Source organism: Kitasatospora albolonga (genome assembly GCA_002082585.1).
Taxonomy (GTDB): Bacteria; Actinomycetota; Actinomycetes; order Streptomycetales; family Streptomycetaceae; genus Streptomyces; species Streptomyces stephensoniae.
In genome coordinates, this window is sequence record CP020563.1 from 7,329,431 (window position 1) to 7,349,597 (window position 20,167).

Here is a 20,167-nt window from a genome sequence, read left to right on the forward strand (position 1 = left end):
CCTTCGGCTCACCGGCCACCAGCCTTCGGCTATCGGCCCTCGGCCCTCGGCCACCAGCCATCAGCCCCCGGCCCCTCGTCCGACGCCCACGCCCCACCGGCCTCGGGACGGTTCCCGGCCGTTCCGACGCCGGGGGCGCGCGCCGATCCCCCGGCACGCGCCCCCGTACAACGCCCTGCCCGCCCACGCTCGACCCCTGGCCGTCCTGATCCCTGGAGCCACCGTGACAACCCCCTTCCACCACGAACCCGGCGCCGTCCCGCCGCCCCAGTGCCCGGCCCACAACCTCGGCATCGGCCCCGGCGGCCTGCGTCGGCTCTACGGCCCCGAGGCGGAGAACGACCCCGCCGGCCTCTACGACAAGCTCCGCGCCGAACACGGCACGGTCGCCCCGGTCCTACTCCACGGCGACGTACCTGCCTGGCTGGTCCTCGGCCACAGCGAGAACCTCCACCTCACCCGTACGCCCTCCCAGTTCTCCCGGGACTCCCGGCGCTGGCGGGCTCTCCAGGACGGCAGCGTCGCCCCGGACCACCCGCTGGCCCCGATCTTCACCTGGCAGCCCGTCTGCGTCTTCGCCGACGGTGCCAAGCACGAGCGGCAGCGCGGCGCGGTCACCGACAGCATGGAGCGCATCGACACCCGGGGCGTGCGCCGCCACATCAACCGCTTCAGTAACCGCCTGGTCAACGACTTCTGCGAGAAGGGCAGCGCCGACCTGGTCAGCCAGTTCGCGGAGCATCTGCCGATGATGGTGATGTGCGCGATCTTCGGCATGCCCGAGGAGTACGACGAGCGGCTCGTCCAGGCCGCCCGCGACATGACGCGCGGCACCGAGACCGCCGTGGCCAGCAACGCCCACATCGTCGGTGTGCTGACGCGCCTGGTGGAGCGCCGCCGCGCCGAACCGGCCCCCGACTTCGCCTCCTGGCTGGTCGAGCACCCCGCGACGATGACCGACGTCGAGGTCGTCGAGCATCTGCGCCTCATCCTCATCGCGGCGTACGAGTCCACCGCCAACCTCATCGCCAACGTACTGCGCATGGTCCTCACCGACCCGCGCTTCCGCGCCCGGCTCAGCGGCGGCCACATGACCGTGCCCGAGGCGGTGGAGCAGACCCTCTGGGACGAGCCGCCCTTCACCGCCGTCTTCGGCCGCTGGGCGGTCGGCGACACCGAGCTCGGCGGCCAGCAGATCAAAGCGGGCGACGCCCTGCTCGTCGGGATCGCCCCGGCCAACACCGACCCCACGGTCCGCCCCGACCTCGCCGCCGACATGGGCGGCAACCGCGCCCACCTCGCGTTCAGCGGCGGCCCGCACGAGTGCCCCGGCCAGGACATCGGCCGGGCCATCGCGGACGTGGGCGTCGACGCCCTCCTGATGCGGCTGCCGGACCTGGAGCTCGGCGTGGAGGAGAGCGAGCTGCGCTGGGTCGGCAACATCATGTCCCGCCACCTGGTCGAGCTGCCGGTGAAGTTCGCCCCCAGCCCGCAGCAGAAGCTGGACGCCGACCCGCTCTCGGTGATGGCCCGCGCCACCCGTCCGGCCGGTGACTGGGAGGTCTCCTCCCCGGCCCGGCCCGTCCCCGAGCCCGCGCACTCCCTCGCCGGGACGCAGCCCGCCCACGCCCCGGGCGCTCCGCCGCAGCGACCGGCCGCCGCTCCGACGGACGCGCCCGCCCCGGCGACCGGTGAACCGGCCCCCGGCGCGGCGGTGATCCCGCGGCAGCGCCGCCCGGCCGCGCCCGCCCGCCTCTGGCAGGCCGTCTCCCGCTGGTGGAACGGCTACTGACCCCGTCCGGCGGCGGCACCGGACCCCGTACGCGAGGTCCGGTGCCGCTCCGCCGCGCGCGGGGCGCACCCCCGTACCATCGAGCAGCGTGAAGCTGACAATTCTTGGCGGTGGCGGATTCCGGGTGCCTCTTGTGTACGGGGCTCTCCTCGGCGATCACGCCGAGGGCCGCGTCTCCCGGGTCACCCTGTACGACACCGACGCCGACCGGCTCACCGCCGTCGCCCGCGTCCTGGCCGAACAGGCGCGGGGCATCCCGGACGCGCCCGCCGTCGTCGCCACCACCGAGCTGGACGAGGCGCTGCGCGGCGCCGACTTCGTCTTCTCCGCGATCCGGGTGGGCGGGCTCGCCGGACGGGCCGCCGACGAACGGGTCGCCCTGGACCTCGGCGTGCTGGGGCAGGAGACGGTCGGCGCCGGAGGCATCGCGTACGGGCTGCGGACCGTCCCCGTCGCCGTCGAGCTGGCCCGCCGCATCGCCCGCCTCGCCCCGCATGCCTGGACCATCAACTTCACCAACCCGGCCGGACTGGTCACCGAGGCCATGTCCCGCCACCTCGGCGACCGGGTCATCGGCATCTGCGACTCCCCGGTGGGGCTCGGCCGCCGTATCGCCCGGGTCCTGGGCGCCGACCCGGACCGGGCCTGGACCGACTACGCGGGACTCAACCACCTCGGCTGGGTGCGGGGCCTCTACGTCGACGGGCGGGACGAACTGCCCCGGCTGCTGGATGATCCCGCGCTGCTGGGCTCCTTCGAGGAGGGCCGTCTCTTCGGCGCGGAGCTGCTCCGCTCGCTCGGCGCGGTCCCCAACGAGTATCTGCACTACTACTACTTCAACCGCGAGGCCACCGCCGCCTACCAGGAGGCCGAGCAGACCCGGGGCGCCTTCCTCCGCGACCAGCAGGAGGGCTTCTACGCCCGGATGCGGGAGCCCGGCACGCCCGCCCTGGCCACCTGGGACCGCACCCGCGCCGAGCGCGAGGCCACGTACATGGCGGAGAACCGGGAGGTCGCCGGGGCGGGGGAGCGCGCGGAGAGCGACCTCGAATCGGGCGGCTACGAGCAGGTGGCCCTCGCTCTCATGCGGGCGATCGCCCGCAACGAACGCACCTCGCTCATCCTCAACGTCCGCAACCGCGCGGCCCTTTCGTGCCTGGACGCCGATGCCGTGGTGGAGGTGCCCTGCCTGGTCGACGCCAACGGGGCCCATCCGGTGGCTGTTTCGCCGCTTCCGTACGACGCCGTCGGTCTCGTCACGGCGGTGAAGGCCGTGGAGCGTACGGTGCTGGAGGCGGCGGAGAGCGGGTCGCGGGCAGCGGCGGTGCGGGCCTTCGCGCTGCACCCGCTGGTGGACTCCGTCGCGGTGGCGGGGAAGCTGGTGGACGGATACCGAGAGGCCCACCCGCAGCTCGCCTACCTCGACCGGCCCTGAAACCTGCTCAGGGCGCGGGAACCGCGCTCCTGGCCCAGCTCGGGGCCACCCCCGCCAGCTGGCAGACCATCAGGAACAGCGGGATGGGCGGGGTGTACGGGGTGAGGCTGTCCGGCGAGTGGATCAGCTTGGGGCGCACGGCGGGGACATCGGCGCCCCGGGCGTACATCACCTGCTCGGGCCAGTCCAGATCCAGGTCCGAGCCGGCCGGGACGATCCACCACCAGCGGTCCGCGTCGGCGAACACACAGCCGGTGCGCGGGAGATGGGACATCAGCCGGAAGCCGTGCCGGGCGGGCACCCCGACCGCGTCGCAGCCCAGGGTGGCCGACATGGAGGGCGGCAGCGACAGCTGCACCCGGCCGCCGCGCGGGTCCTCGGGCGGCCGGGGGCGGTGCGCACCGCGCAGCCTGGACAGGGCGTTCCTCAGCATGGCCGCTCCACGCCGTACGGCAGCTCCGCCCAGACGATCCGGCCGGAGTGGTCCCCGGCGTCGTGGGAACCCCACGAGCTGCTCATCGTGTCGACCAGCACCAGACCCCGCCCGTGCTCGTCATCGGAGCAGCGGCGCAGCCGGGGGCCGCCGGGCTGGTGCCCCTGGTCCTGCACGGCTATCCGCAGACGTCTGCCCAGACAGCGCAGCTCGCAGACCACGCGGGTGCTCGCCGTGTGCACGACCGCGTTGGTGACCAGCTCCGACACGATGAGGACGGCCGCGTCGTACACATCGCCGCCCAGCTTCCAGGTCTCCAGCCGGGCCCGGGTCAGCTGCCGTGCGCCGGCCACCGACTCCGGGTGCGCGGGCAGCGCGAAGCAGTAACGGAGCGCTTCCGTCCCGGGGCTGAGATCCATGAGCCGGGGGATGAGCGCACTGCCAGGTGCCACGACCGATTCCTCACAGTGGGGGCTGCGTCACGCCCCGTCCCCCGGTGTCCGGGAAGCGGCCATGACTGAGCGAACTGGTTCGACACCCAACTCTCCCCCTGTCGAGGACACTTGGCAAGGGGCACTCTGAAAATTGCAGAGTGGCTGTGTCGTTGGGGGCGCACACATGGCACACTGCTGGCAAAACAGCGCATGGGGAGGTCTGAAGTGAGCGAACCGCGGTCCGCCCCGACCGTGGGACAGGTCGTGCTCGGCAAGCGCCTCCAGGACCTGCGGGAGCGCGTGGGTCTCAACCGTGACCAGGCGGCGAAGGTGCTCCGGGTCGCCCCCGCGACGATACGCCGGATGGAGACGGCCGAGGTCGGCCTCAAGATCCCGTACGTCCAGCTGCTGTTGAAGGCGTACGGGGTCTCCGATGCCGAGGCCGAGGCGTTCGTCGAACTGGCCGAGGAGGCGAACAGGCCGGGCTGGTGGCAGCGGTTCCACGACGTCCTGCCCGACTGGTTCAGCATGTACGTCAGCCTGGAGGGCGCCGCGAGCCTGCTGCGCATGTACGAGCCGCACTTCGTTCCCGGGCTGCTCCAGACCGAGGAGTACGCGCGCTCCGTGCTGCGCACCGGAGCCGTCGGCCAGACCCGGCCCGAGGACATCGAGCGCCATGTGGCCCTGCGGATGGAGCGGCAGGCCCTCCTCACCAAGGAGGACGCCCCCAGACTCTGGGTGATCATGGACGAGACCGTCCTGCGGCGGCCCGTCGGCGGTCCGGAGGCGATGCGCGCCCAGATCGACAAGCTGCTCGAAGCCACCGAGCTGCCCCATGTCACCTTGCAGGTCGCGGAGTTCGCGACCGGCCACCACCCGGGAACCTACGGGCCCTTCGTTCTCTTCCGGTTCGCCATTCCCGAACTGCCGGACATGGTCTTCAGCGAGTACCTCACCGGGGCGGTCTACTTCGACGCCCGCCCCGAGGTGGCCTCGTACCTCGAAGTCATGGACCGCATGGCGGCCCAGGCCGCGACGGCACAACGCACGAAGGAAATCCTCCGGGACTTCCGCAAGGAGCTGTGATGAACCACATATACAACGGCATGCCGGCCGCCGACCTCGGCTCCGAAGGCTGGTACAAGCCCTGGAGCGGCGGGAACGGGGGCAACTGCATCGAGGCGATGAAGCTCGCGGACGGCCGGGTGGCGGTGCGCCAGTCCGCCGATCCGGACGGCCCCGCGCTCATCTACTCCAACGGTGAGATCGCCGCGTTCATCCAGGGCGCCAAGGCCGGCCAGGCGGACTTCCTCCTCACCTGACGCACCACCGCTCGCCATCCGGACCACTACCCACGGAGTGCGCCATGACCGGGCAGGACCACCGGGCCACCGAGATCGACACCGGCAAGCCGCATCCCGCCCGGATGTACGACTGGTTCCTCGGCGGCAAGGACAGCTATCCGGTCGACGAACAGATGGCGCGGCAGCTGCTCACCCTGGACGCCCGGGGCCGGGACATGGCCCGGGTCAACCGCGCGTTCATGCACCGGGCCACCCGCTGGCTCGCCGAGAAGGGCGTACGCCAGTTCCTGGACATCGGCACCGGCATCCCCACCGAGCCCAACCTCCACCAGATCGCCCAGCGGACCGCCCCCGGCGCCCGGGTGGTCTACTGCGACAACGACCCGATCGTCCTCGCCCACGCGGCGGCCCTGCTGCGCTCCACCCCCGAGGGCGCCACCGAGTACATCCAGGCCGACGCCCGCAGACCCGGGACGATCCTCGCCGAGGCAGGCAAGGTGCTGGACTTCGGCAGGCCGGTCGCGCTCTCCCTGCTGGCCCTGCTGCACTTCATCGACGACGAGGACGGCGCCGCCGGACTGGTCGCCGAGCTGGTCGAGCAGCTCCCCTCCGGCAGCTATCTGGTCCTCTCGCACACCACCGGCGACTTCGACCCGGAGGGCGCGGCGCGGGCCCGCGCCCTGTACAGGGAGCGCGGGATGACCCTGCGCCTCCGTTCGCGCGCCGAGCTCACCGCCTTCTTCGACGGCCTCGAACTCGTCGAGCCGGGCGTCTCGCTCTCCGCCGACTGGCATCCGGAGCTCGGCGAGGTCATCGACGTACCGGGCGACGAGCCGATCCCCGGGTACGCGGGAGTCGCCCGCAAGCCCTGACCGCCCCACCGGGCCGCCGCCCCGTCAGTTGCGGCTGACGGACCGGGTGATGCCCGCCGCGATCGTCGTCGCGAGCAGCCACCCGGTCACGATCAGCAGATACGCCAGCCACTGGTACCACCCCTGCGGGTTGAACGCCTTCTCCTGGCCGAAGTCCACGATGGGCAGCAGCAGGTCCAGGGTGTAGAACAACGGGCTGAACGGCGGCGCCTCGTCCTCCTTCAACGGCCCGGGATGGCGCGTCGCGTACGCCACCGTCCCCACGAGCAGCAGCGAGAACAGCCAGCCCGCCGCCCGCACCGGCCGGAACCCGTACCCTACGGCGGCGTCCTGGAGATGGCCCCAGAGCCGGGCGTACGCAGGCAGGGTCCCGCGCCGTCTGCGCTCCTTGGCCAGGAGCACCGTACGGGCCGCGTCGTCGTCACCGATCCGCCGGTACGCCGCCGTCAACTGCTCGTACGAGAACGGTACGTACCCCTCCTCCTCGCGCTCCAGCAGCGGCAGCCGCCGGGCGGCGGGCAGATGGGGGAGGAGCGAGGTGTAGGTGAGGCCCTCCAGCCGGACCACGGGCGGCCAGACCGACGGATCGGCGTGGAGCATGTCGATCTGCGAACGCCGCAGGTTCACCAGGCCCTCGATGGGTGCCGCCTCCCGCAGCCACAGCTCTCCCACGGTCATGCTGCTCGCCCGCAGCGCCACCCCGCCCGGGTGCGCGAAGCGGGCGTACGCGAAGTTCAGCTGGCCCGGTATCCGGCAGCCCCGCAGGTTCACCCGCCCCCGTACCCGGAGGCGCATGGCGTGCAGGTCCGAGCCGACCGTGACGTTCTCCGCCTGGAGCGCGGTGCCGCCCGGGTTCCACAGCTCGGCGTCGTCCATCCGGATCTGCCCGGTGACGGCCGCCCCGTCGATCCTCGCCTCCCCGTGCACCACCAGCCGGGGCCACCACAGATCGTCCTCGACGACCGCGTGGTTCAGCCGCAGGACCGGCTCGTCGTTCGCGACGGTCGAACCGTCCGCGTGCACCCCGATCCTCGCCCCGTCCAGGACGAGGGCCCGGGCGATCCGGGAGGCGCCGAGCCGCACCGGGCCGGGTATCCGGCAGCCGCTCAGCCGCACCACCCCGTCGACCCGGATCGTCCCCGCGTCCAGCCCGGGCAGCACCGAACCGCTCAGGTTCAGCTGCCGCAGCTGCGCCCCGTACAGATCGGGCGCCTTCTCGAAGTGGCAGCCGGTCAGCAGCACCGCGCACTCCGCCACCGCGTAGCGCCCCCGGAGCGTCCCGGTGATCCGCGCCCCCATGACCCGTAACGCCGGAACCTCCCCCGGCGTACGCTCCCCGCCGAGCAGCAGGGCGCGCAGCACCTCGGCCCGCACGGTCCGCTCCGGTCCCCAGTCACCGCCGCCCTCGGGGTCGTCCGCCTCCTCCGATCCCGTACGGAAGTCGACGGGGGCGCCGCTGGGGAAGGCGTCCCGGACACGGCGTTCGGCGGGCGTCAGCTCGTTGATCTCCACGCGCCGGACTCTCACCCGCGGCCCCGCGAGGTGTCAACCCCTGCTGTGAGCAGCCGTGTTCACCCGGTGACGGGGGTCCTTGTTCTGTTCGCACCGGCCGCGCCGCCGACGCGACCGCCCTGCCCGGCCCGCCGAGCCGGCCGTGCCGGGCCACAATGGACCCATGTCACGACGCACCTCCCGCCCCCGGCAGCAGCCCGCCGCCCCGCGCATCACCGCCACCTCGCCCTGCCCCTGCGGGCTCTCCGCGACGTACGGGGAGTGCTGCGGCCGGTTCCACTCGGGCAGCGCCGCCGCCCCGACCTGCGAGGCCCTGATGCGCTCCCGGTACACGGCCTTCGCCGTCCAGGACGCGGCGTACCTCCTGCGCACCTGGCACCCGGAGACCCGCCCGCCCGGCGTCGACTTCGACCCGGCGATGCGCTGGACCGGGCTGGAGATCCTGGACACCACCGAGGGCAGCGCCTTCCACACCACCGGGACCGTCACCTTCCGCGCCCACTACACCGACGACGGGCGCCCCGACTCCCTCCACGAGCAGAGCCGCTTCGTCCGCCACGAGGGCGCCTGGGTCTACGCGGCGGCGGTCTTCGTGGCCTGAAAACCCTTTCTCACCAGGGCGGGAAGGCCCGTACGATCCGCGCATGGACAAGGACGAAGCGGAAGCCCCGTACGCCGCGCGGGAACGCGTCTGGCGCGGCGAGCACGTGGCCTTCACCCCCATGGAGCCGGACGACGCCGGGCTGATCCAGCACTGGCGCGCCGACCCGGTCGCCGCCCGGGAGATCGGGATCTGGCCCGGTCCGCTCCACGAGCTGCGCGAACGCCTCGCCGCCCACGCCGAGGACCGCACCCGCGACGACTTCCTCGTCCTGCTCCCGGACGACACCCCCATCGGCCATATAGCCCTCCATGAGGAGGACTTCATCGACGGCACCGCCGAGGTCTACCTCCTGCTCGCCCCCGAGCACCGCGGCAAGGGATACGGCGCCGACGCCCTGGCCGCCCTCACCGACCTGGCCTTCGGTGAACTGCCCCTGCACCGCGTGGAAGCTGTCACCCACACCGACAACGCCGCTTCCCTCGCCACCCTGGAGCGGGCGGGCTTCACACGGGAGGGCGTACGCCGGTCCTCCTGTCTGCACCGGGGCCGCCGCCACGACAACGCCCTGCTCGCCCTGCTCCGGGAGGAGTGGGAGGCGCAGACCCGCCCCCGGTCCTGGGACCACGCCTGACCCGGGGACCCGGGGGCCCGGGGGAGTCAGGCCGGGGCGCCCACCCGCGTGGAGCCGCCCGGGTGCGGGTCCGGTGACAGCTCCTGGGCCAGGTCCTCCGCCAGGAGCCGTTTCGCGATCATGTCCACGGCGGTCCGCAACTGTCCGTCGTCGGGCCGGGCGCCGTCCTCCGCCAGCCGCTCGTTGAGCCAGCGCCCCCAGGCGTCGGAGATCACCCGCGCCTCGCGCGCGCCCGCCGCCGTATGGGAGAAGAGACGGCCGTCCCCGGTGAGGTAGCCCTCCTCGATCATCCGGTCGAAGACGGGCACCAGCACCTCCGGCGGCAGCCGGTGCCGGGCCGCGATCAGCTTCAGCCCCGCGTGGCCGACCATCCGGGTGAAGAGGTCCACCTGCATCACCGCCCAGGCCCCCGCCATGTCCAGCCGGGTGTCGGACTCCCTGACGATCCGGCGGGCCGTGTCCGGACCCGCGCCGTGCAGGATCGTGGCCACCGCGATCTCCAGGAGCTTCTCGGAGTCGCCGCTGCCGGGCTGGGCGAAGCCGTCGCCCATGTCGGTGGAGGCGAGCCGGGCCGAGTCCCGCAGCTTCACCTCCTTGAGGAACAGCGCGACGACGAAGCCGATCAGCGCCACCGGAACCGTCCACAGGAACACGGTGTGCAGCGTCTGCGCGTACGCCTGCGCCAGCGGCTCCACCTGGGCGGCGGGCAGCGCGTGCAGAGCCTGCGGGCTCTCCGAGGCCCGGGCCAGCGCCGCCGGGTCACCGCCCGCCGCGACCGCCTGGGCGACCCCGTCCCTGAGGTTGGGCGTCAGCGCGTTGGCGTAGATCGTCCCGAACACGGCCGTACCGAAGGCGCTGCCGAGCGTACGGAAGAACGTCACGCCCGAGGTCGCCGTACCCAGGTCCGCGTAGTCGACGGTGTTCTGCACGGCGATCGTCAGCACCTGCATGGCGAGCCCGATCCCGAGCCCCAGGACCACCATGTAGAGCGACTCCAGCCACACCCCGCTCTCGGGCCCCATCCGGGAGAGCAGGAACAGCCCGGCCGCCATGATCAGCGTCCCGGCGATGGGGAAGAGGCGGTACCGCCCGGTCCTGCTCACCACCGAGCCGCTGAAGATCGAGGCGACCAGCAGGGCGGCGACCAGCGGCAGGGTCCGCACGCCCGAGAGCGTCGCCGAGTCCCCGTCCACGTACTGGAGGTAGGTCGGCAGGAAGATCATCGAGCCCAGCATCGCGAAACCCACGATGAAGCTGAGGACCGAGCAGACGGTGAACACCGGGTTCCGGAACAGCCGCATCGGCAGCATCGGCTCCTTGGCCCGCCGCTCCACCAGGCAGAACAGCGTCAGGGCGATGATCCCGCCGACGAACAGCCCGACGATCACGGGCGAGCCCCAGGCGTACTCGTTCCCGCCCCAGCTCGTCGCGAGGATCAGCGCGCTCGCTCCGACGGCGACCAGCGCGATCCCCGCGTAGTCGATGACCGGGCGGCCCGCCGCCTTCACCGAGGGGATGTTCCGGGCGGCGGCGATCACCACGACGATCGCGATCGGCACGTTGACGTAGAACGCCCAGCGCCAGGTCAGATGGTCGGTGAACAGTCCGCCGAGGAGCGGCCCGATCACCGTCGAGATGCCGAAGACCGCCCCGATGGCCCCCTGGTACTTGCCCCGCTCGCGCAGCGGGATCACATCCGCGATCAGCGCCATCGACGTGACCATGAGGCCGCCCGCGCCGATGCCCTGCATCCCGCGCCAGATGATCAGCATCAGCATGTCGGAGGCGAGACCGCAGAGGAACGAGCCGGTGATGAAGACGATCGCCGAGACCTGGAAGACCAGCTTCCGCCCGAACAGGTCACCGAACTTGCCGACCAGCACGGTGGCGACCGTCTCGGTGAGCAGATACGCGGTGACCACCCACGACATGTGCGCGGCGCCGCCCAGGTCCGAGACGATCGTCGGCAGGGCCGTGCCCACGATCGTCTGGTCCAGCGCCGCCAGCAGCATGCCGAGCACGATGGTGGTGAAGACGATGTTGCGCCGCCGCCGGTCCAGGACGGGCGGCGGCGCGGCGGCACTCTGCGCGGCGGGGGCTTGCTCGCTGGCAGTGGTCACGTCTGCACCCTCACACCGGCCCCCGCCGCCCGCATGCGGGGAAAGGCCGGACGGGGGTCAGCCGGCCAGGTAGGCGAGCGACCCCTTCAGCCGCGCCACGAACGCCTCCCGGACCTCCTCGCCGACCCGGTCGAGCGAGAGATACGGATTGAGGTCCTCCAGCTCCACGAGCAGCAGCCCGCCCTCCGCCGTACGGCAGGCGTCGACCCGCTGGATGCCGTGACCGAGGGAGTTCCACGCGATGAACCGGTGGGCGAACGCCAGATCCTCCGCGCCCGCCGCGTACGGCTCCAGCACCCACCGCCGCTCCGGGTCCGGCGCGTACAGCGCGTACTGGAAGTCGTGGCCGACGAAGTAGAAGGACACCTCGTACCGGAAGCCGATCCGGGGCTGGACGAGCAGCGTCCCCTCGTCCGCCCCCTCCAGCGCGGCCCCGGCCTCCGCCCCCGTGACGAACCGCAGCCCCACCGAGTCCGCCCCCAGCTTCGGCTTGACCACGTACTCCCCGGCCTCCGGCAGCAGCCCCAGGTCCGCCGCCCGGTCCACGGTCGGGATCACCGGGTACCCGGCCCGGCTCAGCTCCACCAGATACTGCTTGCCCGCCATGTCTCCGCGCCCCTCCAGCGGGTTGCAGACCGGCACCCGCAGCTCCCGGGCACGGGCGCGGAACGCCTCGTACGCCTCCTGGTAGTGCAGGACGGGACCGCTGTTGCGTACGAGGGCGAGGTCGAAGCGGTCCAGCAGCGCGGCGGCGTCCCGGGGGTGGCAGAGCGCGACGTCGAAGTTTTCGCGCAGCCGGGAGGCCAGGAAGATGTCCTCGTCGCAGTAGCGCCGCCCGCGCGCCTCGTAGCCGAGATCGGTGACGAGGAGGAGGGAGGGGCGGTGGTCTTCGCCGGGGATCAGGGGCACGGGGGACATGGGGTCTCCGGGGAGGGATGCGGATGGACGCCCACTATCCCTGACGGCTTCGCCCGGCCCGCTGACGGGGGCGTACGTGGGGTGCTGCCGGTCCCCGTACGCCCCCGGCGACCGGCCCTGCCCGCGCCCCCCCGGCGGTCAGCCGCCCCACGCCCCGACGGACGCCTTCACGAAGTCCGTGAAGTCGCGCGGCTCCCTGCCGAGCGCCCGCCGTACGCCGTCGGAGAGGTGGCTGTCCATCCCGCGCCGGATCGGGCCGACCGCCTCGGCGAAGTCCTCCGCGGCGGCGGGCGGCCAGCCCTGCGCGGTGAGCTCGCCGACGAACTCCTCGTGCGGGAGCGGCACATAGCGGAGCTCGCGGCCGGTGGCCCCGGAGATCTCGGCGGCGGCCTCGGCCAGTGTCAGGGCGCGGGGCCCGGAGAGCTCGTACGTCTGCCCGGCGTGGCCGTCCTCGGTGAGCGCGGCGACCGCGACCGCCGCGATGTCCTCCGCGTCGACGAAGGAGGCCGCGCCGTCCCCGGCGGGCAGCCTCAGCTCCCCGGCGAGGACCGCGTCCAGAAAGAGGCCCTCGCTGAAGTTCTGGGCGAACCAGGCCGGCCGCAGGACGGTCCACGCGAGCCCGCTGCCGCGCACCGCGCTCTCCCCGTCCACATAGGTGGCCCCGGCGGAATTGGCCTCGCCGGAGTACCCCGGTACGTCCACGCCGCGCCCCGATACGAGGACGACGCGTTCGACGCCGAGCTGTGCGGCGCGCTCGACGAACGGGCGGGTGAGGAGTTCCCCGTCGAGCGGGACGAGGCAGACGGCTTTCACGCCGTCGAGGGCCGTGTCCCAGGTGGCGCGGTCGTGCCAGTCGAAGGGCGGTTCACCGGAGCGCGAGCCCACCCGGACCGGAGCGCCCCGCTCCCGGAGCCGGGACGCGACCCGGCTGCCGATCTTTCCGGTACCGCCGGTGATGAGGATCAAGGAGTTCGTCATGTCCGTCAGTCAAGCCGCTCTCCGTGAGACGATCCATGGTCTGAAAGCTCACTTCGATGTCTGTGCGTCTATGGTGGGGGCATGGACGTGCTCTCCGAACTGCTGGACGGAGTCAGAGCGCGGGGCGCCTTGTTCCGGCGGACCGTCATGGACGGCTCCTGGTCGCTCCGGTTCGCCGCGGGCTCCCCGCTGACGCTGGCCACCATGGTGCGCGGCCGGGCGTGGATCGTCCCCGCCACGGGCGAACCGGTCGCGGTGGAGACCGGGGACATCGCGGTCCTGCGCGGCCGGGCCCCGTACACCGTCGCGGACGACCCGGCGACCCCGCCGCACGCCGTGATCGGCAGCGCCGAGTACTGCGTCGGCGGCAGCGGCCCCGGTGAGGCCGGGGAAGGGCCGGACGGCTCGGCCCTCCTGCTCAGCGGCGCCTACACCGGGCGGGGCGAGATCAGCGAGCGGCTGCTCCGGGCGCTGCCCGAGGTGCTGGTCCTCCCCGGGGCCGACTGCCACCGCACGCTGCGGGACCTGGTGGTCGAGGCGGTCGCCGCGGACGGCCCTGGACAGCAGGTGATGTGCGACCGGCTGCTGGACCTGCTGCTGCTCTCCACGCTGCGGACCTGGTTCGACCGCTCCGAGGCCCACGCCCCCCTCTGGTACCGGGCCCTGGACGATCCGGTGGTGGACCACGCGCTGCGGCTGCTCCACGACGATCCGGCCCGGCCCTGGACCGTGGCCGGGCTGGCGGCTGCCACGGGGGTCTCCCGCGCCGCGCTCGCCCGCCGCTTCACCGCCCAGGTGGGCGAACCGCCGATGACCTATCTCGCCACGTGGCGGATCGCCCTGGCGTCCGACCTGCTGCGGGGGACGGACGCCACGGTCGGCTCGATCGCGGGGAAGGTCGGTTACGCCAACGCCTTCGCGCTGAGCGTCGCCTTCAAACGGCACCGCGGCACCACCCCGACCGAGCACCGCGCCACGGCGCCGGAGCGGGTGCGGGGCTGAGTTCCGGGGGATGCCCGGTGCGTGCGGCCGGTTCAGGAGAACGAGCCCGGGCCCACCGTCAGCCGGGGGTGGTGAGCGGCCAGCACCTTGTTGGCGCGGGCCAGTTCGGACAGGGCCTGCTCACGGTCGGCCTGGTCCTCGACGCCAAGCCGGGGGCCCCGGAACCTGCGGACCTCGCGGGCCGCGCAGTCGGCCTCGAACTCCGCCTCCAGGATGTGCGGCGGGATGCACGAGCCGATCAGCGCGGCGACCCGGTCCGGGATCGGCACGGGGACGAGGAGGTGCGAGGCGGTCATGGGGTGTTCCCTCTCGGATGGTCGGCCAGGAGGCGGTGCACGGGTGCCGCCGCCGGATGAGCGGCGGACTCCTCCTTGTGTACGGGACGCGGTTCCGGGTTTCTCGTCGGATACGTCTCCGTGTCGCAACCGTTTGGGACTGACCGGGTATTTCCCCTTACGCGGGGGTAAGTTGACCTGTCGCGCCGAACGTGATCCGGATCGGGCCGAACGTGATCCGGATCAGGGGGATGTGCCGGCCGGGCGGGCGCGCAGCCGCAGCGCACGCAGCACGGCCTCGGTCGCGAAGCGGCTTTCCGGATCGACGAGTTGATCACCGAAGATGGTCTCCAGGCTGCGCATGCGGTAGCGCACGGTCTGCGGGTGCACATCGAGCAGTTCGCCCATCTGGGCCGCCGTGCCCCGGGTGTCGAGCCAGATCCGCAGCGTCTCGATCAGCCGCTCGCGGCGGGTGGCGCTGATCCCGGCCACCGCCGCCAGCTCCCGCTGGGCGAGCTGGTCGAGCAGCGCGGGGTCGGAGAGCAGCCACAGGGTGATGAGGTGGTCCTCGCAGCGGATCAGCGGGGCGTCGTCGATCACCCCGGAGTCGACGAGCTCCAGCACCCGGCGGGCCCAGCGGATGGAGTCGCAGGCCAGGTCGGTCGGGACGGTCAGCCCGATCGCCGCACGGGTGGCGGGCAGGGCCTGTTCGAGCATGGATCTTCGTGCGCCGTCCAGGGGGCCCGGGACGAGTAAGTGCGGCTGCGGGTCGCTGAGATCGAGCAGGACGTCCCGGTCCGCGCTGAGCCGGTCCAGCGCCGCCGGGGCCCGGACGGCGACCAGGGTGACCTCGGCGGGCAGGGGCCAGCCGGTCTGCTCGCAGAGGTCGGCGATGGCGCTGCGGGGGGCGGGGCGCCCGGCCAGGATGAGGTGGAGCAGCCGTCGGCGCAGCGCCTCGGTCTGCTCCCCGGACTGCGACTGGACCTCCAGGAAGCCTTCGCGGGAGAGCGATTCGAGCTCGTCCACATAGGCGAAGAGCGCGTCGGCGAAGCTGAGCATCAGGGTGGGGGAGAGGTGGTAGCTCTGTCCCACCTTCTTGGCCCGCCGCAGCGCCACCCGGGCCCCGAGCCGGTAGGCGCCCTGGAGGGTCTCCATGCTCCGGCCCTCGTACGCCTCGAACCGCCCGAAGCGCCGGCACATGTCGTCCCGCAGCGTGGTGGAGGCGGAGGGTTCGGCGACCAGGTCGACGAAGGAGGAGAGGCTCTGCTCCACGCCCACCCGGATGGCCTGGCCGTTCGGGCCGTCCAGCAGCCGGGCGTACACCGGATAGGCGCGGGTGACCTCGACGCCGATCTCCTTGATGAGGCTCGGGAGTTCGGGCCGCATGATCGCGGCGAATTCCTGGGGGAGCGGCCCCAGGGGGTCTTCGGTGTCCAACGGCTGTATGAGGTGTGCCATGCCATGTCCCCTCTGCTCTCGGCATCCGGTGGTGGGGTGGGACGGTAGGGGGAAAGCGCTCCCACGAACCGACAGATGCGTACCGAGTCCGCGACGAAGATAGACCAAGGAACAGGCACTGCACACCACTTGGACAAGATCGGGGTGCAGGGGGCACGCATCCTGTCCGCGCGGCGGTACTTTCACGCAGGTCGGACACCACTACGCGCTTTCGGACAATGAATTTCGGCCGCTTGCTCCAGTGGTGACAACCGCGTGACAACGGCGATGGCAACAGCGGGGACAGCGGCGGGGACAGTGGTGGCGGCAACGGCGGTGACCACTGCGGCGACGGCGGCGGAGCCGTTTCGGCGCGGTGTGCGGGAGGCGGGGTTCCGGCCGCCGGTCCCTATTCCGGCGAGTTCGGATACGCATTCTCTGACAAGGGGGTGACCCCCGGTTACTCATCCATGGATCAAAAACGGGGCCCCGTAAAAATTCTTGGGCGGACGGATTGTGTCGCTGTGTTTCCCGCGAGTAACATCACGCCTCGTTCAATTCGGTCAAGAAATCTGCCCGAAATTTGACGCTCAGATCTTCTCCCCCGGGTCCACCCCGCCTCTCCGTACCTGCCGACGACCCCGTCGCGGTGGTGGCGGTCATGCGTCGGCGAACCGGCCAACTTCGCGCACAGGGCCGCATTCCCGGCGGCCGACAAGAAGGGGACGACATGAGATCCGTTTCCCACCGCACCCGCATAGGGGTGCTCGCGGCATTCACGGCGTTCAGCGCCGTGCTCTCCACCGGCTCGGCCGCCGCGGCGACCGAGCTCAACGGTGACTGGGCCCCGTTCGACCGCTGCCCGGTCGACGCACCCGCCATGCTCGCGGCGGACGGCATCGAGGCCGTCGCCACCTGTATCGCCTCCAGCTCGGTCACCGGCTCCATCACGCTCGGCAAGAGCAAGGTTCCGACCGGCAACAGCGATCTCCAGCTCGGCGTCATCCAGCACAGCAACGGCACCAACACCCTCGTGGCGCCGCCCGGGGGAGCGCTCACCGCCGACCCGGCCGAGATCCCCGGCGGGCTGCTCGGGCTGATGTGCCCCAGCGGCATCCCGCTCGTCTCCACGATCTGCCGCCAGCTGACGGACAACAACCTCAACCGGGTCGTCGCCACCATCGAACCGGCGGGCGCACCCAGGGACTTCAACATGGTGGCGGCCTTCTCCACCGGTGAGCCCATCCTCACCATTCCGGTCCGCATCCACCTCAAGAACCCGTTCCTCGGCGACAAGTGCTACATCGGCAGCACCGCCAACCCCGTGCTCCTCAAGCCGCAGAACCTCAACGCGCCGAGCCTCTCGCTCCAGCGGTTCGCCGCCGACGGCACCCGTGACGACGAGGGCGAGATGGGCCGCTACACCTTCTCGGGCGCCGACCAGGGCGACGCCACGTTCGCCGTCCCGGGGGCCAGTGGCTGCGGGGCCGGGCTCCTGGACTGGGCGGTGAACCTCAAGACCGGTCTCCCGTCCGCCGCCGGGAAGAACAGCGTGAAGCTCAACGACACCTCGACCTATTTCGGCAGCCCCTACGACCCGGCCGGCCTCGCGCCGCACGAGGGCCGGAAGCTGTCGGAATTCTGGCACTCCGCGAAGCGGTAGCGGCCGACGCCCCCGATTCCCGCGAGGGCGCCCCGTAACCGCAGAAGAAGGAGGTGGTGCGACACCTGCCCGATCACTCCTGACAGAAGGCACCCGGAACGATCCGGTCCTTCTCCGGTCCAGTTCGAAGCGTGCCGCCCCCGCTCTTTCGCGCGCACGTCCATTCGTATCCCCAACGGGACAAGAAAAGGGAGTAATTCCATGATCAAGCGATCCGGTGTACTGACCGCGATCGGTGCCGTCGCGGCATCCCTCGCCCTGGCCGCTCCGTCGGCCGTCGCCGCGCCGAGCAGCTGGACCATCACGCCGACCGGTGCCTTCACCGGCAGCGCGGGCGTGACCGTCCTGACCGACAACAACGGCAACAAGATCCAGTGCGCGACCTCCGCCGCGTCGGGCTCCGCCCCCACCTCCCCGGTGTCCGGCTCCCCGGCGCAGCTCGCCGCCATCTCGGCGATCTCGTTCAACTCGCCCTGCACCGGCCCGTTCAGCTCGACATGGACCGTGACCACCACGGTTCCGTGGCAGATCTGGGGCCTCGACTACACGGCGGGTGCGGGCACCAACTCCACCGGCCAGGTGACCGGTGAGATCAGGGCGATCAAGGCGAAGGTGAGCGGGAGCAGCCTGCTGGGCCCGTGCACCTTCGACGTCGCGGGCAAGGTGGCGGGCAAGTACAACAACCCGAGCACCGGCGGGAGCAACGGCACGCTGAACACGGCGGGCGGCGGTCTCACGCTGACCATCAGCAACAAGGTCGGCGGCGGCTGCGGCATCGTCGGCACCACCGCCGGATTCCAGGGCCTCTACACCATCAAGAACACGGCCTCCGGCAAGTCACCGGTCATCAGCGGCTGATCCGACGCCGATGATGCGCGGTTCGTGAGCGTGGTGCCCGGCCGTGCGGTCCGGCGGCCGGGCACCTGCCTGCTTTTCCGCTCACTCGCCGACAAGTCCGCGGGGCGGAATTGTCATCGCCTGCCAAGAATCACATTCCCGTGAAACGGCTGAATTCCCGGCCCTTCCCAGGCGGCCGGAAGGGTGCGTAGCGTACCCGTCGGTAGGGACCATTCGCGTCCGTCCGAAAGGCCGTTGCCGAGAAGCGGACCCCATTTCGCAGCCATCGCACCGATGGGCCCGCGCGCCGGAAGGACACCATCCGTATGACCGTCGACGCACGCGCCGCGGCGAGACGACCGCTCCACCTGGCCGTGGGCGGGGCACTCGTCGTCGCCACCGCGCTCATCCCGGGCGCCGAGTCGGTGGCGGCCGACCGGACGGCCGAGGTCACCGTCCCCTATACGTGCACGTTCCCCTCGGGCCCGGAGCGGGCGGACGTCGTGATCAGCGCCGTACTCCCCGCCTCGGCCACGACGGGCGAGGAGATCCACCCCGGTGACGTCTCCGTCGAAGTGGGCCTGGAGCAGTCGGCGCTCGGCCGGTTCACCGGTCTGGAGGCGGCCACCCTCGAGGCCACCGCCGACCTGACCGTACGCAACACCGTCGGGGAGCACACCGCCGACGCCTCGTGGCAAGGACTCCAGGCCCCCGGGATGCCCCTCCCCACGGAGGGCGGTGCGGTCCTCGCCGCCACCGGAGACGTCCCCACCGTCGCCTTCGGCAGCCCCGGCCCCGCGACCCTCGCCCCGGCCGGGCTCACCCTCACCCTCGCCTCCTTCACCGAGGACGGCGCCCCCACCACGCCCCCCGAGCTCACCGTCGCCTGCGAGCCCGCCGACGACGAGGAACGCCCGCTCGCCCGCATCACCGTCCGCGACAGCGCCGGGCCGACGGCCCCCGCGCCCCCGCCCGACGACCCCGCGCCCGGCAAGGAGACACCGGAGCCGCCCGCACCCCCCGCCCCACCGGCCCCCGGACTCGACCCGGGCGCCCACCGGAAGATCGAGGACCTCACCGATGAGCGGCTCGAAGCCCTCGACGAGGAGAACCCCGGCAGCTGCCCGATCGAGATCCCGCCCGAGTGGGTGATGACCACCGCCGAGACGTACGCGGCCGGGTACGCCAACGCCGCGAAGCTGGACGGGGCCGCCGCCCTGGGCCCCGCCTTCATGAAGGTGGTCCTCAACAAGCGGTACATCAACGACTCCTGCGCCTCGACCGTCGACGTCACCTCCGAGGTGGAGTTCGACCACGAGGGCAAGCGGCAGCTCCCGCCGACGAAGGCGACCTTCCTCAGCTACGGCTTCATGCCGACGACCGCCACGATGGTGCTGGAACAGGTGGGCCCCCCGGCCGTCGTCCGCACGCATACGGTCACCAACACCCCGACCTACCCCGAGGAATCCACGGTCACCGCCCAGCTCTCCCTGCGCCTGTACGACGTCGAGGTGAACGGCGTACCGCTGGACGTCGGGCCCGACTGCCGTACGGAACGGCCGTTCGAGCAGGTGCTGAAGGGATACGGCCAGAGCTATCCGCCGGCCGGTTATCTCGTGGCGACCGGCGGAAATCTGACCGGATACGCGCACATCCCGCCGTTCAAGGGATGCGGGGTCGGCGAGAACCTCGATCCGCTCTTCACCTCGGCCATCTCCAGCGTCGGCAAGAAGCCCGACAACTACACCAAGATGCGGCAGGCACCGCTCTGCGTGGCGACGAACCCGGACGGTCCCGACTGCCCGCCGAAGGTGCCGAAGCCCCAGAAGTGACCGCCCCCCGTCACCGGGCGGCCAGCAATTCCGCCCCACCACCCCTATCGCTTGATTCCGACCGCCGGAGCGCTGACAGATGACGATG

The 20,167-nt window shown here is 72.0% G+C and carries 19 protein-coding genes; 11 read left to right on the forward strand and 8 right to left on the reverse strand.

All coding sequences use genetic code 11. The annotated features are described in order from the left end of the window. The first annotated feature begins 223 nt into the window (after positions 1-223). Both B7C62_32210 and B7C62_32215 read left to right on the forward strand, forming a co-directional pair. On the forward strand, positions 224-1,792 hold the full coding sequence (locus B7C62_32210) for a cytochrome (protein ID ARF76430.1): 1,569 nt from the start codon (positions 224-226) through the stop codon (positions 1,790-1,792). Positions 1,793-1,880: 88 nt separating this feature from the next. Continuing rightward, the gene (locus B7C62_32215) at positions 1,881-3,227 is read left to right on the forward strand and encodes a 6-phospho-beta-glucosidase (protein ID ARF76431.1); all 1,347 of its coding nucleotides are present in this window, start codon (positions 1,881-1,883) and stop codon (positions 3,225-3,227) included. Positions 3,228-3,234: 7 nt separating this feature from the next. Here B7C62_32215 and B7C62_32220 read toward each other — a convergent pair whose 3' ends face one another. After that, a complete protein-coding gene (locus tag B7C62_32220; protein ID ARF76432.1) occupies positions 3,235-3,660 on the reverse strand; it encodes a hypothetical protein in 426 nt (141 codons plus the stop codon). Next, entirely contained in the window at positions 3,654-4,112 is a 459-nt protein-coding gene (locus B7C62_32225) for a hypothetical protein (protein ID ARF76433.1), read from the reverse strand. The genes B7C62_32220 and B7C62_32225 overlap by 7 nt, the downstream gene beginning before the upstream one ends. A gap of 207 nt (positions 4,113-4,319) precedes the next feature. Here B7C62_32225 and B7C62_32230 point away from each other — a divergent pair, with 207 nt between their 5' ends. From B7C62_32230 to B7C62_32240, 3 genes are read left to right on the forward strand one after another with little or no spacing between them, the layout of a single operon-like run. Then, entirely contained in the window at positions 4,320-5,180 is an 861-nt protein-coding gene (locus tag B7C62_32230) for a transcriptional regulator (protein ID ARF76434.1), read from the forward strand. Continuing rightward, the gene (locus tag B7C62_32235; GenBank protein ID ARF76435.1) at positions 5,180-5,416 is read left to right on the forward strand and encodes a DUF397 domain-containing protein; all 237 of its coding nucleotides are present in this window, start codon (positions 5,180-5,182) and stop codon (positions 5,414-5,416) included. The genes B7C62_32230 and B7C62_32235 overlap by 1 nt, the downstream gene beginning before the upstream one ends. 44 nt (positions 5,417-5,460) lie before the next feature. Next, a complete protein-coding gene (locus B7C62_32240) occupies positions 5,461-6,270 on the forward strand; it encodes a methyltransferase (GenBank protein ID ARF76436.1) in 810 nt (269 codons plus the stop codon). 24 nt (positions 6,271-6,294) lie between these two features. Here B7C62_32240 and B7C62_32245 read toward each other — a convergent pair whose 3' ends face one another. After that, positions 6,295-7,782: a membrane-associated oxidoreductase gene (locus B7C62_32245; GenBank protein ARF76437.1), complete on the reverse strand. Its 1,488-nt coding sequence runs from the start codon at positions 7,780-7,782 to the stop codon at positions 6,295-6,297. A gap of 163 nt (positions 7,783-7,945) precedes the next feature. Between B7C62_32245 and B7C62_32250 the strand changes: the two genes are divergently transcribed. Together B7C62_32250 and B7C62_32255 are read left to right on the forward strand one after the other, a co-directional pair. Next, complete coding sequence (locus B7C62_32250) at positions 7,946-8,383, forward strand: hypothetical protein (protein ARF76438.1); 438 nt, start codon at positions 7,946-7,948, stop codon at positions 8,381-8,383. Positions 8,384-8,426: 43 nt separating this feature from the next. Continuing rightward, the gene (locus B7C62_32255) at positions 8,427-9,017 is read left to right on the forward strand and encodes a GNAT family N-acetyltransferase (protein ID ARF76439.1); all 591 of its coding nucleotides are present in this window, start codon (positions 8,427-8,429) and stop codon (positions 9,015-9,017) included. Positions 9,018-9,043: 26 nt separating this feature from the next. On the opposite strand, the gene B7C62_32260 is transcribed toward B7C62_32255, so the two are convergent. The 3 genes from B7C62_32260 to B7C62_32270 form a co-directional block, all read right to left on the reverse strand. Continuing rightward, positions 9,044-11,137 (reverse strand): MFS transporter, encoded by a 2,094-nt coding sequence (locus tag B7C62_32260; GenBank protein ID ARF76440.1) that lies wholly within the window; start codon positions 11,135-11,137, stop codon positions 9,044-9,046. Between the two features lie 57 nt (positions 11,138-11,194). Then, entirely contained in the window at positions 11,195-12,055 is an 861-nt protein-coding gene (locus B7C62_32265) for a hypothetical protein (protein ID ARF76441.1), read from the reverse strand. A gap of 138 nt (positions 12,056-12,193) precedes the next feature. Beyond that, positions 12,194-13,033 (reverse strand): NAD(P)-dependent oxidoreductase, encoded by an 840-nt coding sequence (locus tag B7C62_32270; GenBank protein ARF76442.1) that lies wholly within the window; start codon positions 13,031-13,033, stop codon positions 12,194-12,196. An 81-nt stretch (positions 13,034-13,114) separates the two neighbouring features. Between B7C62_32270 and B7C62_32275 the strand changes: the two genes are divergently transcribed. Next, on the forward strand, positions 13,115-14,035 hold the full coding sequence (locus B7C62_32275) for an AraC family transcriptional regulator (GenBank protein ID ARF76443.1): 921 nt from the start codon (positions 13,115-13,117) through the stop codon (positions 14,033-14,035). A gap of 32 nt (positions 14,036-14,067) precedes the next feature. Here B7C62_32275 and B7C62_32280 read toward each other — a convergent pair whose 3' ends face one another. Then, a complete protein-coding gene (locus tag B7C62_32280; protein ARF76444.1) occupies positions 14,068-14,331 on the reverse strand; it encodes a hypothetical protein in 264 nt (87 codons plus the stop codon). Positions 14,332-14,553: 222 nt separating this feature from the next. Continuing rightward, positions 14,554-15,768, reverse strand: a complete 1,215-nt coding sequence (locus B7C62_32285; GenBank protein ID ARF76445.1) for a hypothetical protein — start codon at positions 15,766-15,768, stop codon at positions 14,554-14,556. Positions 15,769-16,477: 709 nt separating this feature from the next. Here B7C62_32285 and B7C62_32290 point away from each other — a divergent pair. The 3 genes from B7C62_32290 to B7C62_32300 all read left to right on the forward strand — a co-directional run bounded on the left by B7C62_32290 (position 16,478) and on the right by B7C62_32300 (position 20,079). Further along, positions 16,478-17,410 carry a hypothetical protein gene (locus tag B7C62_32290; GenBank protein ARF76446.1) on the forward strand — a complete coding sequence of 311 codons (933 nt, stop codon included), beginning with the start codon at positions 16,478-16,480 and terminating at the stop codon, positions 17,408-17,410. A 201-nt stretch (positions 17,411-17,611) separates the two neighbouring features. Beyond that, positions 17,612-18,268, forward strand: a complete 657-nt coding sequence (locus B7C62_32295) for a hypothetical protein (protein ARF76447.1) — start codon at positions 17,612-17,614, stop codon at positions 18,266-18,268. Positions 18,269-18,573: 305 nt separating this feature from the next. Next, complete coding sequence (locus tag B7C62_32300) at positions 18,574-20,079, forward strand: hypothetical protein (protein ARF76448.1); 1,506 nt, start codon at positions 18,574-18,576, stop codon at positions 20,077-20,079. Positions 20,080-20,167: the final 88 nt, after the last annotated feature.